Source organism: Prochlorococcus marinus str. MIT 9314, from assembly GCF_000760035.1.
Lineage (GTDB): Bacteria > Cyanobacteriota > Cyanobacteriia > PCC-6307 > Cyanobiaceae > Prochlorococcus_A > Prochlorococcus_A marinus_B.
This window is the reverse complement of sequence record NZ_JNAO01000008.1, coordinates 24,640-38,309: the sequence shown is the minus strand read 5'-3', so window position 1 is coordinate 38,309 and position 13,670 is coordinate 24,640. Positions and strand designations below refer to the sequence as shown.

Genomic DNA, 13,670 nt, shown 5'->3' with positions numbered 1-13,670 from the left:
GTTAATTGTCAGGGAAAAAAGATTAAATTAGTAAATTATTTTTTAAATTAAACATATTAATTTTTAATTAATGTTTGGTTTTTGAATCTAATTTATTATGCAAATTAATAGGTTTTATCCATTTGATTAATAGCCAATTATATAAATCAAAATATCTGACAATTTTTAAAAGGTTGGGAATTCATAGTGTATTTGCACTTATCGCACTAATCGTAATTGGAGGAGCTACGAGAGTCATGGAGGCGGGACTTGCCTGTCCAGATTGGCCATTATGTTATGGATCTTTTTTGCCTTTTAACCATATGAACCTAAGAGTATTTCTAGAGTGGTTTCATCGTCTAGATGCTTTTCTGGTTGGAATATTAATTCTTTCTAAATTTGCGCTTTCACTTATTTGGAAAAATGAAATTCCAAATTGGTTACCTAAAACTTATTCATTATTACTTTTTCTCGTTATTGTCCAAGGATCCTTTGGAGCTTTAACAGTAATAAACCTGCTTGATTCATATACTGTTACTGGTCATCTTTTAATAGCTTTTTTACTTCTCATTACAACAATTTCAATAAATCAAAATTTAGAAAATGACGACATTGAAGAGCCATTAATTTGGTGGAGACTATTATTTTTTGTTCCACTTTTACTTACTCTGATTCAATCTTTTATTGGAGTAAGGCTTTCATCAACTTGGTCAGCAAATATTTGCTTGTCTTTTAATAAACGATGTCTAATTCTAGATACTCATAAATTATTTGCTTTTCCAATTACTTTCTCAATTTTATTGATTATTGCTATTGCAATTTATAAAAGAAGTTTGCTTAATGAAAATTGGAAATATCTCATAACACTTATTTTTCTCTTGTTTTCCCAAATTACTTTGGGTGTTTTAAGTCTTAAAACAAATTTGAATGAACCTATTTTTATTATCGGTCATCAACTTAACGCCTCCTTATTTATTGCGATATTAACAACATTAATTTTTAGAAATCCTTTTACCAAAAAAGGTCTAAACCACTCCCTTAATCCCCAAACGGTCGGTATCAACTCATGAACAGTAGTAACTTAGAAAACTTGAACTATAAATCTTCAATTAGGGATGAAGTTGTACCTTCAAGAAAAAGATTAACTTTACCACCTTGGCTTGAAGTAGCAAAACCTAGATTAATCCCACTTTTATTGGCAACAACTTTGGGAGGAATGGCTTTAACAGAAGAATGGCCTTTGTCTTCGCCGAAACTTATTTGTACTTTAGGAGGAGGAGCTTTGGCAGCAGCAGCAGCAGGAGCTCTTAATTGTTTGTGGGAAATGGAACTAGATAAGAGGATGACAAGAACTAGCAAAAGAGCCTTGCCAGCAGGAAAGTTGTCATCTGAAACTGTATTTTTAGCTGCAGTATCATGTACTTTGGCAGCTTCGATGCTTTTAGTAAGTGGTGTAAATTATTTGGCTGCGGGTTTAACTCTTCTTGGTTTATTTAGCTACGTAATTTTATATACAGTTATTTTGAAACCTCGTACAACAAAAAATATTGTTTTCGGAGGAGTTGCTGGCGCGATACCACCCTTAGTGGGAGCATCTGCTGCTACAGGGCATGTAGGTCTTAGTGGTTGGTGGTTATTTAGTCTAGTAATGTTATGGACCCCAGCTCATTTTTGGGCACTTGCAATTTTGTTGAAGGATGATTACGCATCTGTTGGTATTCCTATGCTCCCTTCTGTTAAAGGATCTGTTTTTACTGCTAAAGCGATTTCTCGTTACGGATGGGCAACAGTTTTAATGAGTATTATGGGAGTCTTTGCTTTACCTGAAGGGGGTCTCTTATACGGCATTATGTTATTACCGTTTAATGGAAGACTTTTGCAATTAATAAATGAATTAAAGAAATCTCCTGATGATCTTTCAAGAGCAAAGTCTCTTTTTAGGTGGTCAATTCTTTATATGTTTGGCATTTGTCTTTTGTTATTAATTTCTAGAACCCAACTATCCGTAGAATTTGAGGAGCAATCTATGCAAATATTTTCATCTATAGTGTTCCTGCTTAGTAATTAAATTAGATGTAAAATGTTTTTTAAGTAAATTGTAATTTTGATGATTTATATAAAAGTTAAAGGGCTCTCAAAATCTTATTTAGATATCAAAGCATTAAAAAATTTATCGTTGGAAATTGAAGCTGGCACATTATTTGGAATACTAGGTCCAAATGGTGCTGGTAAATCAACACTAATAAAAATACTCGCTACTTTAATTGAGCCTGATAGTGGAGAAGTTTTTATAAATAATGTTGATCTGATAAAAAATTCAAAGAAAATTAGAGAATTAATTGGTTATGTTGCCCAAGATATTGCACTTGATAAAATATTAACTGGACGAGAACTTTTGGATTTTCAATCAGATTTATACCACATTACCAAAAACAAAAAATTTGAAAGGATAAAGAAATTAATAGATCAATTAGAAATGAATGATTGGATTGATCGTAAGTGCGGAACTTATTCAGGGGGAATGAAAAGAAGAATAGATCTGGCAGCTGGACTTTTACATTTGCCCAAAGTATTAATTTTGGATGAACCTACAGTTGGTTTAGATATTGAAAGTAGAAATATCATATGGCAACTTTTGAAAGATTTGAGAAATAATGGAATGACTATTATTTTAAGCAGTCACTATCTTGATGAAATAGATAAATTGGCAGACAAATTAGTGATAATTGATGATGGAAGAGTTATAGCACAAGGGGCTCCTGGAGAACTGAAAAATAAATTAGGAGGAGATAGAGTAACTTTGAAAGTAAGAGAATTTAGTAATCAGGAAGAAGCAAAAAATATATGCCAAATTTTATCTTCAATAGATGGAATTAGTCAGATTATCATAAATGAAGCTCAAGGTTTCTCGATAAATTTTGTAGCAGATAAGGAAAAAGATTTACTCACGAAGCTCAAAGTGGAATTGGCCTTCTCAAAGTTTGAAATTTTTTCTCTTACTCAAAGTCAGCCAAGCTTGGATGATGTATATCTTCAGGCAACCGGGAAAACATTATTGGATGCCGAAATTTCTATGGCAGGTAAAAGAGACCTTAAAAAAGAATCAAAGCAATCAATGCGATAAAAAAATCTTGTTAACTAACTATAATGAGAATTAATTACTGCTAATTATGGAATTACAACAGTATAATTTATTTTTTTTATATCAAGAAACATTTGCCTTAACAAAGAGATTATTTATTCAATTAAAAAGAAGACCATCAACTCTTTTAGCTGGAATATTACAACCTATAATTTGGCTTTTTTTATTTGGGGCATTATTCTCTAAAGCTCCTGAAGGTTTTTTACCAGGAGTTGATTCTTATGGGAATTTTTTAGGAGCAGGACTTATTGTTTTTACTGCTTTTAGCGGAGCCCTAAACTCTGGTCTTCCTTTAATGTTTGATAGAGAGTTTGGATTTCTTAATAGATTACTTGTGGCTCCTTTAACCAGTAGATTATCTATAGTTTTATCTTCTTTTTTTTACATAACAATCCTGAGCTTTGTTCAGAGTATTGTAATAATGGTTGTTTCATACACTTTGGGATATGGATGGCCCAACTTATATGGTTTAGGAATTGTCTTTACAACACTAATTCTATTGGTTCTTTTTGTGACATCAATAAGTTTATGTTTGGCGTTTGTTTTGCCTGGACATATTGAATTAATCGCTCTTATATTTGTGATAAATTTGCCTCTTCTTTTTGCAAGTACTGCGTTGGCTCCAATTTCTTTCATGCCAAATTGGCTTGGGTGGATAGCTTCATTAAATCCATTAACTTTTGCGATCGAACCTATTAGGACTGCTTATACAGAAACTATGAATTTAGAATTAGTGGCTTTACATGCTCCATATGGTGATTTAACTTGTAAGAGTTGTATATCAATTTTATTTTCTTTAACAGTTTTATCCTTGATTATCATAAGGCCTCTGTTAAATAAGAAGTTAAATTAATAAATTTATGCTTTTAAAAAATCATCTAATAGAAGTTTTTAAAAAAGCCTCTTTAGAAAATAATTTTTTGCTTAAAGAAAATATTGTTCTTAAGTGGGTCCATAGATTTGGGATTGATTCTTTAAATGATTTATTAATTCATAGTCCAGTAAAAAAGGAAAATTATGAAGAAGAAAATGAAGAACAAATAACTTTAATTGATGAAAATTATGAAAAAGAAAATGAAGAACAAATTAAGCTTGAGTCTTTTAAAAATTTAGAAAATTTAGAAGAAACAAATTGTGAATCAAATTACTTAAAAATTTCTAAAAATAATCAAGTTTTTAATACTAAAAAAGATTCTAATCAAATAAATACATATATTAAAACCCCAAAATTACCACTTCCTAATATTAAAAATTTAAGAAAATGGATTAATAAAGATAAAAAAGCTAGTTAGCTTTTTACATCATACCTGGCATACCCATTCCGCCCATACCTGGCATACCCATTCCTCCCATACCTGGCATGCCCATGCCTCCCATTCCACCCATACCTGGCATACCCATTCCGCCCATACCTGGCATGCCCATGCCTCCCATTCCACCCATTGGATCTCCACCTTGCCCTCCTGGGGCTGCGGCTTCAGGCTCTGGAATGTCAGCCATCGCAACTTCTGTTGTGAGGAGCATAGCTGCAATAGATACTGAATCTTGAAGAGCTAATCTTATTACTTTGGTTGGATCTAATATTCCTGAATCTTTTAAATCCTCATATTTTCCTGAATTAGCATTGAAGCCTTTGTTCAGTCTTTTAATTTCAGCGACAACTACATCACCATTAAAACCTGCATTTTTGGCTATTTGTTTAGTAGGTTCCAAAAGGGCTTCTTTTACTATATTTATCCCTGTTCTTAAATCATCGGAAGATTTTTGACTTAAATTTAAAAGGTCATCTGATATTTCAATTAAAGTTTGTCCTCCTCCAGAGACTACACCCTCTTCAATAGCAGCTTTCGTAGCATTAAGGGAATCTTCGATTCTTAACTTTTTGTACTTCATCTCTGTTTCTGTTGCAGCTCCAACTTTGATAAGTGCTACTCCTCCAGCTAGTTTTGCTATCCTTTCATTGATTTTGTCCTGATCATACTCTGAGTCTGTAATTTCAACTTCTCTCTTTAATTTTTCTACTCGCGCTTTAACCAAATCTTTAGTGTCTTCGAAGGCAACTATCGTAGTTTTATCCTTCGTGATAGTTATTTTTTTTGCTTTGCCTAAATCATTAATTGATACTTTATCAAGTGTCATCGATTTATCTTCACTAATTAAGTTAGCTCCAGTAAGAATAGCAATATCTTCAAGGGCAGCTTTTCTTCTCTCGCCAAATAAAGGAGCTCTCACGGAAGCTACGTTTAACACTCCACTATTCTTATTCAAAACTAATGTGGTTAAAGCCTCTCCTTCGATATCTTCAGCAAGAATTAGCAAAGGGGAGCTTGACTTCTGAATTTCTTCAAGTATTGGAACTAGATCAACCAAAGTTGAAATTTTTTGATCAGTTATAAATATTTTAGGGTTTTCAAGTTCACAAACTTGTCTTTCTTGGTCTGTTACGAAATATGGAGAACTATAGCCTCTATCAAAAGACATTCCCTCAGTTATATCTAATTCTGTATCTAATGATTGAGATTCTTCGACAGTTATTACACCATCTGAAGTTACAATATCCATAGCTTTAGAAATTATAGATCCAATTTCTTCATCACCTCCAGCACTAACTGTTGCAACTTTTTGGATATCAGAACCACTTAATGAAATACTTTTGGAACTTAATTTTTCTAGAACAAAAGCTAGGCCTACCTCCATACCTTTTTTTAACTCCATAGGACTGGCACCAGAAGCAATATTTTTTAACCCCTCTTGAACCATCTTCTGAGTCAAAATGGTTGCGGTTGTTGTCCCATCTCCTGCACTCTCTTTTGTCTTGGATGCAACTTGTTCTATTAATTTCGCACCTAAATTAGAAATAGGGTTCTCAATCTCAATTTCTTTAGCAACTGTGGACCCATCTCTAACTATATCTGGCGAACCGAATTTTCTTTCTATTACTACGTTTTTTGCTTTTGGTCCAATAGTAACCTTTACCGCATTGGCCACGAAATTTACACCTTTTTCTAGCGCTTCTCTTGATTCATTAGAAAAACTTAACTGTTTAGCCATGTTTACTCAATCTTTAGTCTTATACTAATCTCCCATAGAATCATTTTTAAGGGATATTTAATTAAGTGGGGAAAGCCGAATTTCTTTTAATTAGACATACAAATTAACTCAAATAAGAGTATCTTTAAGTTATGGAAGAAACTAATAATTTTATTTTTGTTCTTACGGCAATCCTTGCGATTGCTATGACACTAATTTACTTTCCTTTAAGATTTTTCTTGACATTAACTGCTAGAAGTCGAAGACTAAAACTTTTACAAAAAATTAGAAGGTTGAGAGATGAATTAGGCCAGCCTTACAAAAGTACATAACTAAATACTCATACCCCCGTCTATACTAATTGTTTGACCTGTAATGTAACTTCCTGCATCACTTGAAACTAAGAATGACACTAAGTTTGCAATTTGAGTACAACTTCCTAATTTTCCTAAAGGAATAACCTTTAGGATCTCTTCAGTATTAAGTTTTTCAGTCATCTCTGTTTCTATAAAACCTGGAGCTATTGCATTAACATTTATACCTCTTGAGGCAAATTCTTTAGCGCAAGTTTTGGTAAATCCAATAACTCCAGCCTTGGCTGCAGAATAATTTGCTTGACCAGGATTACCAATTATTCCAACAATAGATGAAATATTTACGATGCTACCACTTCTTTTTTTCATCATAAATTTTGAAGCATATTTTGTACAAAGAAAAACTCCTTTTAAATTTGTATTTAGTACATCATCCCATTGTTCCGATTTCATTCTCATCAATAGTCCATCTCTAGTAATTCCAGCATTGTTGATGAGGATATCAATAGTGCCATTAATTTTGATTATTTCTTCAAAAGCTGAACTTACAGAATCCTCTTTTGAAACATCAAATTTTAATTTATGAGCTTTACCTCCTGAATTTTTTATTGAATTTACAACTTCTTCAGCTTTTTCATCAGAAGAAGAGTAATTAATGAAAACTTCTGCTCCTAAGCGGCTTAGTTCTAAAGCAATTTCTTTACCAATTCCTCTGCTAGCTCCAGTGATTAATGCAACTTTGCCTGATAATGAATCTGTATTGGACATTATGAAATTTTATAATTTTTAATCGTAGTACTATTTGTGTAAAGATATTGCTTTTATTTATAATTATCTAGAAAATATTAAGACCTTCTATTGTGCACTTTTTAATACCAGCTGCAGGTAGCGGTAGCAGAATGAAAGCTGGAAAAAATAAATTACTTATTGATTTAGAGGGAGAGTCTTTAATTTATTGGACACTTAAATCTGTATTTTCTGCAGGCTCAACAAACTGGGTTGGAATTATTGGGCAACCGAATGATAAAAATTTATTATTAAATTCAGCAAAAGATTTTGCCCAAAAAGTTCATTGGATTAATGGTGGTGACACCAGACAACAGTCAGTTTTTAATGGTTTAAAAGCTTTACCAAAAGATGCTAAAAAAGTTTTAATACATGATGGTGCTAGATGTCTAATTAATCCTGAATTGATAGACCTTTGTGCCAAGCAATTAGATGAAAATGAAGCTGTAATTTTGGCTACTAAGGTAACTGACACAATAAAGATTGTTGATAATGAAGGTTTTATTAAAGAAACACCAGATAGAAATTATTTATGGGCAGCGCAAACTCCTCAGGGCTTTTTAGTAGATAGATTAAAAAAAGCTCATAAGATGGCAATTGATAAAAAATGGAAAGTCACAGATGATGCCTCACTATTCGAAATGCTTAATTGGAAAGTGAAGATTATTGAAGGAACTTATTCAAATATAAAAATCACATCCCCTATAGATTTGAAAATAGCAAAACTTTTTGTGAAGAACCCCTAGTTAAAAAGGTGTATCGATACTAAGAATGCCATCATCACCATTTAAGGTGGCGTAGTAACCTAAAGGAATGCAAGCATTTCCCGATATGTGGCCTATTGGGAGGTCAAAAAGAATAGGAAAATCAAATTCTTTAAGTCTTTCAATAATGCAGTTTTTTAGTAAATCTTTCCATTCAAGGTCGCAAGAATCATTAGAAAAACTTCCGAATCCAATACCGGCAATTTCAGTAAGTGTTTTAGTCATCCTGAGGTAAGTCAACATGCGATCAATTTTATAAATATCTTCATTAATATCTTCAAAAATTATTATTTTCCCTTTGCAATCTGGAAAGTGAGGAGTACCAATTAAAAAAGTGGCAATAGTTAAGTTAGAAACAATAATTTCTCCTTTAGCTTTCCCACCTCTTAAAGGTATTCCTCTTATGTCCTCAACATATCCCTCAAAAAGTAAATTTCTTAATCTCTCAAGACTCCACTCTGGCTCTTTGAAAAGGCCAGTAACCATAGGCCCATGAATAGAACCTATAAATCCATGAGAATATTTAGAAAGTAATAGAGAACATGTATCTGAGAATCCAAGCATTAAACCATGCTGCCAAGAAGGTTCTTTTTCTAATACTCTTGCTGAACCCCAACCTCCTTTTGCAAAAATGATTAGCTTACTATTTTGTGCTTTTTCCAGTTCTTCAAATCTAGAAGAATCATCACCTGCAAAATAACCAAATTTTTTTGACAGGGAATTATTTTCATTAATTTTCAAGCCCCAGTTTTTTAAGATTTCTATGCCTTTTTGAAAATTTTCCTCTTCATCAATAAATGAGCCTGGAGCTAAAACATCTATTAGATCACCTTTTTGTAATAGGGAAACCATTTTTAGAATTTATGAGGCAATAATAATTCCTAATAAAAGGACTCCTCCATAAATTGATTGATTTTTGAAGTGATTCCCAATATTTTTTATTGATTGCTTTTCCTCAGGAAATACTTTTAGTATATCTCGCTGCATTAAGATTGCCGTCGTAAGCCAAATTGGCCAAAAAATAAAATCCATTTGATTAATAAATCCGCATAATGCGAGAAAAATAGAAGTTAAAAAATAACAAATTTGGATAGTTACTCTTGTATAGTTCTGGAGGTTAATAGCGGAACTATTTATTCCAATTTTGATATCATATTTTTTATCTGCTAAGGCATAAATCGTGTCAAAGCCAAAAGTCCAAAAAATAGTAGCTAGCCAGCAAAACAATAAAACAATACTATTCAAATTGCCTTCATTTGCGGCCCAGGGTATTAAGACAGCAAAACCCCAGCATATGGATAAGATTAATTGAGGATATATAAACCATCTTTTAGCAGAAGGATAAATTAAAATAATTGGCAAAGCTAAAAAAGCGAGTGAAATCGAAAGGATCCTGCCAGGTTGAGGTAGTGACAAAGTTAAAAAGAAACTACATAAAATTAAAAAGAAAAGAATTGAATAAGCCGTTTTAAGACTGATTTTATTTGCAGCTAGAGGTCTATTTTTTGTCCTAATAACTTCTTGATCAATTTTTTTATCCCAAATATCATTAACTACGCAGCCTAATCCACTTACTAATAGCCCTCCAAGGATTATTTTTAACAACATTAAAAATGTTGGATTAGCGCCAGGAGTTAAATATAAACTCCACCCAGCAGGTATAAGTAAGATCATTCTTCCAGTCGGCTTATTCCACCTTAATAATTCAAAAAAAGTCTTTAATCTAATTTGTCGATTTTTATTCTGCATATACCCTATTGTATATTTCATAACTTTAAATAATCTTACTAGTATTAAATGATTTCTATTATTTAATAATCAATCTTGGGTATATTTATTAATGGATTAAAGATATCTGCATCTCATAAAAAGAAATGATACAGAAACAAGATTTAAGATATTTTCAAGAAACGCAAATTTTAGTAGCTTCTATAGATATTGGAACTAACTCTACACATCTCTTGGTAGCAGAAATTAATCTAGAATTAAAATCATTTTCAATAAAATTCACTGATAAATCAACCACTCGTCTTGGAGAAAGAGATGATGAGGGAAATCTTACTGAAGAATCAATCCAAAGGGCATTAGTTACTCTTAAGCGATTTAAGGAATATTGTAAAAGTAATGGAGTAAAACAAATAGTAACAGCAGCAACAAGTGCAGTTAGGGAAGCTCCAAACGGTCAAGATTTTATTAGAAGAGTTCTTGATGAAACTGATATTCAAATAGAAATGATAAGTGGTTCTGAGGAAGCTAGATTAATTTACCTTGGGGTTCTTTCTGGTATGGCTTTAAAAGATCAGTCTTTTGTAATTATAGATATTGGAGGAGGATCTACAGAATTAATACTTGCAGATAAAAAAGATGCTATAGCTCTAACCAGTTCGAGAATTGGTGCGGTAAGACTTAAAAATGATTTTTTAAATAAAGAGTCTATAAATTCAGAAAGATTGAGTTTTCTAACAACTTTTATTAAAGGATCTTTAGAGCCCTCTGTTCGAAAAATAAAGAGTAGATCTAAGGGAGATAAGCCTTTATCTTTGATTGCAACCAGTGGCACTGCAACCTCATTAGGAAATTTAATTATAGATGATTTGGGAGAATCTAAACAAAAGTTGCATGGTTATAAATTTAACAGGGAAAATTTGCAAAATGTATTGGAAAAACTACTTAAATTGCCGGTTTCGGAAATAAAGAAAATACCGTCATTAAGTGAGAGAAGAGCAGAAATAATTATTCCAGGAGCATTGATATTAAACACAGCAATGGAGATGTTGAACTTTGATGAATTAATAATAAGTGAGAGGGCTCTTCGAGAAGGTTTAGTTGTAGATTGGATGCTTCGTAAAGGGATAATTAAAAATGAGTTAAATATTCAAGGCAATATTAGAAAAACAACTATAGTTCATCAGGCCAAAAAGTTTGGAGTAGACAATACAAGAGCTGAGAAAGTTATTGATATTGCCTTTCAAATCTATGATCAGACTAAAAATATCTTTCATAGCGATAATGACCCTAAAGCTAAAGAACTTCTTTGGGCAGCTTCTAATCTTTATAATTGTGGGAAATATGTGAATGTTGGTTCATATCACAAACACTCTTGGTACTTAATAAAAAATTGTGAGTTGTTGGGATATTCTGAAGCAGAAACAAATATTATTGCTTCAATTGCTAGGTACCATAGAAAGAATCTACCCAAGAAAAGACATGAGTCTTGGCAAAATTTAATATCCAAAGAAGATAAAACATTAGTTCTTGAAATGTCATTAATCCTGAGACTAGCAGCAGCTCTTGATCAAAGACCTGACAAGGTGATCTCCTCAGTTCAAATAAAATTGCAAGAAAATAATCTTACATTTCAACTTTTGCCATTAGATAGAAACCATGATCTTCTTCTTGAAAAATGGAACTTAGGATTATGCCGTAATGTAATAAAAGAACTAAAGAATTTGGAATTAAAAGTTATTTAGTTTTTTTAATAAGTTCTTGTTTTGGAGTTTGATTCTGAGAAGAATCTGAAAATAAATTGAAAATTAAAGACGAGGCGATTAGTCCGAGAAAGCCTGAAATTAAAATAAATATTAGGAATCCTAGTGGATTAAAGTTCTTAGATGGCCTAGATTTATAATTTTTTTTGGAAACCTCTTCAACTATTTCTTCAATTTTCACTTCTTTCCTCTCTGTCTTGAATTCATCCATTAAAAATTCTGTATCAAGTTTTAGCTTCTGTGAAATCCGTCTAATCATTGCTTTGATAAATACTTTTTCAGGTAGTTTTTCTTCATTACCTTCCTCTATGGCTTCAAGTTGATGAGCTCCAATTTTTAAATCAGAAGCCAATTCTTCAATTGATTGATTTTTACTTAACCTAGCCTCTTTAATGAAATTTCCGATTCTCTTTAAAGAGGAATCTCCTCCTTTATTGTTGATTCCCGAAACAGATTTTATTTCTTTCAAAGCAAATAAATTTTTACTAATTATAGTAATTAATATTTTTCTATCAACTTTAAGATTATTTATTCCTAAAGAGATGCTTATAAGATGGATTATAAAGATTAGATCTTTTTTGAGAATTACTAATTGCTGGGCTAATTATGTAAATGGTTGTTCTAATTAGTTTTTTCTCAATAGAAAATTTTTCCATATCTTTTAATTCTATTAATGATGTCCAACCATCATCCCAAGATACTCTAAATCCAACTATCACTTTAGTCTCTGGAGGGTAAAACTCTAGTAAAGTTTCTTGAGACCTTTTCACATGCCTAGCACTTAGATAAAGACATAAAGAGGAATTGTGTTTCGCGAGATCTTTAAGGGATTCTTTCTCGGGCATCCCTGTGCGCCCACCTGCTCTAGTTAAAATTATTGTTTGCGTTAATTCAGGGATGGTTAACTCAGCTTCATGATATGCTGCAGCAACTTGAAAAGCACTTACTCCAGGAACAACCTCGATTTCAATTTTTTCGTTTTTTAAAATTTCGATTTGCTCTCTAATTGCACCAAAAAGGCAAGGGTCTCCATCATGCAACCTTACAACAGTTTTCCCTGCCTGAAATTTTTCTATCATGATTGATGTGATTTGCTCTAAGTTGAGGGAACTCGTTTTTATTTTTTCAGAACCTTCTTTAGCAGAATCTAATATCTTTTCAGGAATTAGAGAATCAGTCCAAATAATAACATCTGCAATTTTTATCTTTTTTAATGCTTTTAAAGTTAATAATTCTGGATCGCCTGGACCAACACCAATAAAGGATATTTTGTTATCCATTCTTTCTATTTTTCCCACTATATGTTCTCAATCTTAAAAAAAATATTCCAATTAATCCAGAAGAAAATAGAAAAATACTTATAAATTGAGCCATTCTTATACCGCCATCACAAAAAGGTGGAAGTCCACCAATGCATAGTGGGTCAGTTCTTAAACCTTCAATCCAGAATCTTCCAAAGCTATAACTTATTAAATAAAGACAGCTAATAAAGCCAGGCCTGAAAAAATCTGTTTTATTTTGTTTATTAAAGGTAATAATAAGGACGATGAAAATTAAAAGATTCCACAATGACTCATATAGAAATGTAGGATGAAAAAATTCATAATTAATAAATTCTAAAGGCCTATTTTGGATAGGTATAAATAATTTCCATGGCAAATTTGTAGGAACTCCAAATGCTTCATTATTGAAAAAATTTCCCCACCTTCCTATTGATTGTCCAAGAATAATCGAGGGTATTAATATATCTATAAAAGTTTTTAAATTAATTTTTTTCGACTTACAGAAGTAGATAATAGATATTAATCCTCCAATTAGACCTCCATGGATTGCTATGCCTCCTTCCCAAACTGCAAGAAAAGAAGGTATTTGAATGATGTTTTTGAATAGTTCAAAAGAAGTAAAAAAGTTCTCTCCGCTATATTGCCTCCACTCAAAAATTACGTAATAAGCTCTAGCTCCAATTATTGAAGAGATTATTAATGATGGAAGTATTTCACTAATGTACTCTGGGTCAATATTTCTTGACTTTGCTAGTTTTTTAGAAACAAATAGGCCTATTAAAACTGAAACCGAAATAAGAAGTCCGTACCATCTAATAGTTATAAATCCTAAATTTAAAAAAGTTTCTCCTGGAGATTGTATAAAAGCTTGAAGTATAAGCATT

At 32.0% G+C, this 13,670-nt stretch carries 15 protein-coding genes; 8 read left to right on the top strand and 7 right to left on the bottom strand.

All coding sequences use genetic code 11. From position 1 onward, the window contains the following. Positions 1 to 122 precede the first annotated feature (122 nt). Genes EU98_RS05555 through EU98_RS05575 form a run of 5 tightly spaced genes read left to right on the top strand, consistent with a single transcriptional unit; the run spans position 123 to position 4,413 of the window. Positions 123 to 1,049 carry a COX15/CtaA family protein gene (locus EU98_RS05555; RefSeq protein ID WP_032515726.1) on the top strand — a complete coding sequence of 309 codons (927 nt, stop codon included), beginning with the start codon at positions 123 to 125 and terminating at the stop codon, positions 1,047 to 1,049. Next, positions 1,046 to 2,047, top strand: coding sequence for a heme o synthase (locus EU98_RS05560; RefSeq protein ID WP_032515535.1), 1,002 nt, complete (start codon positions 1,046 to 1,048; stop codon positions 2,045 to 2,047). Before EU98_RS05555 ends, EU98_RS05560 begins: the two co-directional genes overlap by 4 nt. 39 nt (positions 2,048 to 2,086) lie before the next feature. Continuing rightward, on the top strand, positions 2,087 to 3,103 hold the full coding sequence (locus tag EU98_RS05565) for an ABC transporter ATP-binding protein (RefSeq protein ID WP_032515534.1): 1,017 nt from the start codon (positions 2,087 to 2,089) through the stop codon (positions 3,101 to 3,103). Positions 3,104 to 3,149: 46 nt separating this feature from the next. Then, entirely contained in the window at positions 3,150 to 3,974 is an 825-nt protein-coding gene (locus tag EU98_RS05570) for an ABC transporter permease (RefSeq protein ID WP_032515533.1), read from the top strand. A 7-nt stretch (positions 3,975 to 3,981) separates the two neighbouring features. Next, a complete protein-coding gene (locus tag EU98_RS05575; RefSeq protein WP_032515532.1) occupies positions 3,982 to 4,413 on the top strand; it encodes a hypothetical protein in 432 nt (143 codons plus the stop codon). A 4-nt stretch (positions 4,414 to 4,417) separates the two neighbouring features. Here the strand turns inward: EU98_RS05575 and groL are convergent, their stop codons facing one another. Continuing rightward, positions 4,418 to 6,172: a chaperonin GroEL gene (groL, locus tag EU98_RS05580; RefSeq protein ID WP_032515530.1), complete on the bottom strand. Its 1,755-nt coding sequence runs from the start codon at positions 6,170 to 6,172 to the stop codon at positions 4,418 to 4,420. A gap of 131 nt (positions 6,173 to 6,303) precedes the next feature. Here groL and EU98_RS05585 point away from each other — a divergent pair, with 131 nt between their 5' ends. Continuing rightward, complete coding sequence (locus EU98_RS05585; protein WP_032515529.1) at positions 6,304 to 6,483, top strand: hypothetical protein; 180 nt, start codon at positions 6,304 to 6,306, stop codon at positions 6,481 to 6,483. Here EU98_RS05585 and fabG read toward each other — a convergent pair whose 3' ends face one another. Next, entirely contained in the window at positions 6,484 to 7,233 is a 750-nt protein-coding gene (gene fabG / locus EU98_RS05590) for a 3-oxoacyl-[acyl-carrier-protein] reductase (protein WP_032515527.1), read from the bottom strand. 92 nt (positions 7,234 to 7,325) lie between these two features. On the opposite strand from fabG, the gene ispD reads away from it, so the two are divergent. After that, positions 7,326 to 7,997 carry a 2-C-methyl-D-erythritol 4-phosphate cytidylyltransferase gene (gene ispD, locus EU98_RS05595; protein WP_032515526.1) on the top strand — a complete coding sequence of 224 codons (672 nt, stop codon included), beginning with the start codon at positions 7,326 to 7,328 and terminating at the stop codon, positions 7,995 to 7,997. Here the strand turns inward: ispD and EU98_RS05600 are convergent, their stop codons facing one another. Both EU98_RS05600 and EU98_RS05605 read right to left on the bottom strand, forming a co-directional pair. Then, positions 7,998 to 8,867 carry an LD-carboxypeptidase gene (locus EU98_RS05600; RefSeq protein ID WP_032515524.1) on the bottom strand — a complete coding sequence of 290 codons (870 nt, stop codon included), beginning with the start codon at positions 8,865 to 8,867 and terminating at the stop codon, positions 7,998 to 8,000. Positions 8,868 to 8,876: 9 nt separating this feature from the next. Then, positions 8,877 to 9,764 (bottom strand): 4-hydroxybenzoate polyprenyltransferase, encoded by an 888-nt coding sequence (locus EU98_RS05605; RefSeq protein WP_193743004.1) that lies wholly within the window; start codon positions 9,762 to 9,764, stop codon positions 8,877 to 8,879. A gap of 125 nt (positions 9,765 to 9,889) precedes the next feature. Here EU98_RS05605 and EU98_RS05610 point away from each other — a divergent pair, with 125 nt between their 5' ends. Next, the gene (locus EU98_RS05610; RefSeq protein ID WP_032515520.1) at positions 9,890 to 11,485 is read left to right on the top strand and encodes a Ppx/GppA phosphatase family protein; all 1,596 of its coding nucleotides are present in this window, start codon (positions 9,890 to 9,892) and stop codon (positions 11,483 to 11,485) included. On the opposite strand, the gene EU98_RS05615 is transcribed toward EU98_RS05610, so the two are convergent. The 3 genes from EU98_RS05615 to lgt are packed head-to-tail and all read right to left on the bottom strand — an operon-like array spanning position 11,478 to position 13,669. Beyond that, positions 11,478 to 11,972: a helix-turn-helix domain-containing protein gene (locus tag EU98_RS05615; protein WP_032515519.1), complete on the bottom strand. Its 495-nt coding sequence runs from the start codon at positions 11,970 to 11,972 to the stop codon at positions 11,478 to 11,480. The two genes, EU98_RS05610 and EU98_RS05615, sit on opposite strands and share 8 nt — an antisense overlap. Before the next feature lie 55 nt (positions 11,973 to 12,027). Then, positions 12,028 to 12,783, bottom strand: coding sequence for a precorrin-4 C(11)-methyltransferase (gene cobM / locus EU98_RS05620; protein ID WP_032515724.1), 756 nt, complete (start codon positions 12,781 to 12,783; stop codon positions 12,028 to 12,030). Continuing rightward, positions 12,776 to 13,669 (bottom strand): prolipoprotein diacylglyceryl transferase, encoded by an 894-nt coding sequence (gene lgt / locus EU98_RS05625; RefSeq protein ID WP_032515518.1) that lies wholly within the window; start codon positions 13,667 to 13,669, stop codon positions 12,776 to 12,778. The genes cobM and lgt overlap by 8 nt, the downstream gene beginning before the upstream one ends. Between the last annotated feature and the right edge of the window lies 1 nt (position 13,670).

Excerpts from the sequence above, each read along its gene's own strand:
- EU98_RS05560 (WP_032515535.1), top strand. The coding sequence starts at position 1,046 with ATGAACAGTAGTAACTTAGAAAACTTGAACTATAAATCTTCAATTAGG.
- EU98_RS05565 (WP_032515534.1), top strand. The coding sequence starts at position 2,087 with ATGATTTATATAAAAGTTAAAGGGCTCTCAAAATCTTATTTAGATATC.
- EU98_RS05570 (WP_032515533.1), top strand. The coding sequence starts at position 3,150 with ATGGAATTACAACAGTATAATTTATTTTTTTTATATCAAGAAACATTT.
- EU98_RS05575 (WP_032515532.1), top strand. The coding sequence starts at position 3,982 with ATGCTTTTAAAAAATCATCTAATAGAAGTTTTTAAAAAAGCCTCTTTA.
- groL (WP_032515530.1), bottom strand. The coding sequence starts at position 6,172 with ATGGCTAAACAGTTAAGTTTTTCTAATGAATCAAGAGAAGCGCTAGAA.
- EU98_RS05585 (WP_032515529.1), top strand. The coding sequence starts at position 6,304 with ATGGAAGAAACTAATAATTTTATTTTTGTTCTTACGGCAATCCTTGCG.
- fabG (WP_032515527.1), bottom strand. The coding sequence starts at position 7,233 with ATGTCCAATACAGATTCATTATCAGGCAAAGTTGCATTAATCACTGGA.
- EU98_RS05600 (WP_032515524.1), bottom strand. The coding sequence starts at position 8,867 with ATGGTTTCCCTATTACAAAAAGGTGATCTAATAGATGTTTTAGCTCCA.
- EU98_RS05605 (WP_193743004.1), bottom strand. The coding sequence starts at position 9,764 with ATGCAGAATAAAAATCGACAAATTAGATTAAAGACTTTTTTTGAATTA.
- EU98_RS05610 (WP_032515520.1), top strand. The coding sequence starts at position 9,890 with ATGATACAGAAACAAGATTTAAGATATTTTCAAGAAACGCAAATTTTA.
- cobM (WP_032515724.1), bottom strand. The coding sequence starts at position 12,783 with ATGGATAACAAAATATCCTTTATTGGTGTTGGTCCAGGCGATCCAGAA.
- lgt (WP_032515518.1), bottom strand. The coding sequence starts at position 13,669 with ATGCTTATACTTCAAGCTTTTATACAATCTCCAGGAGAAACTTTTTTA.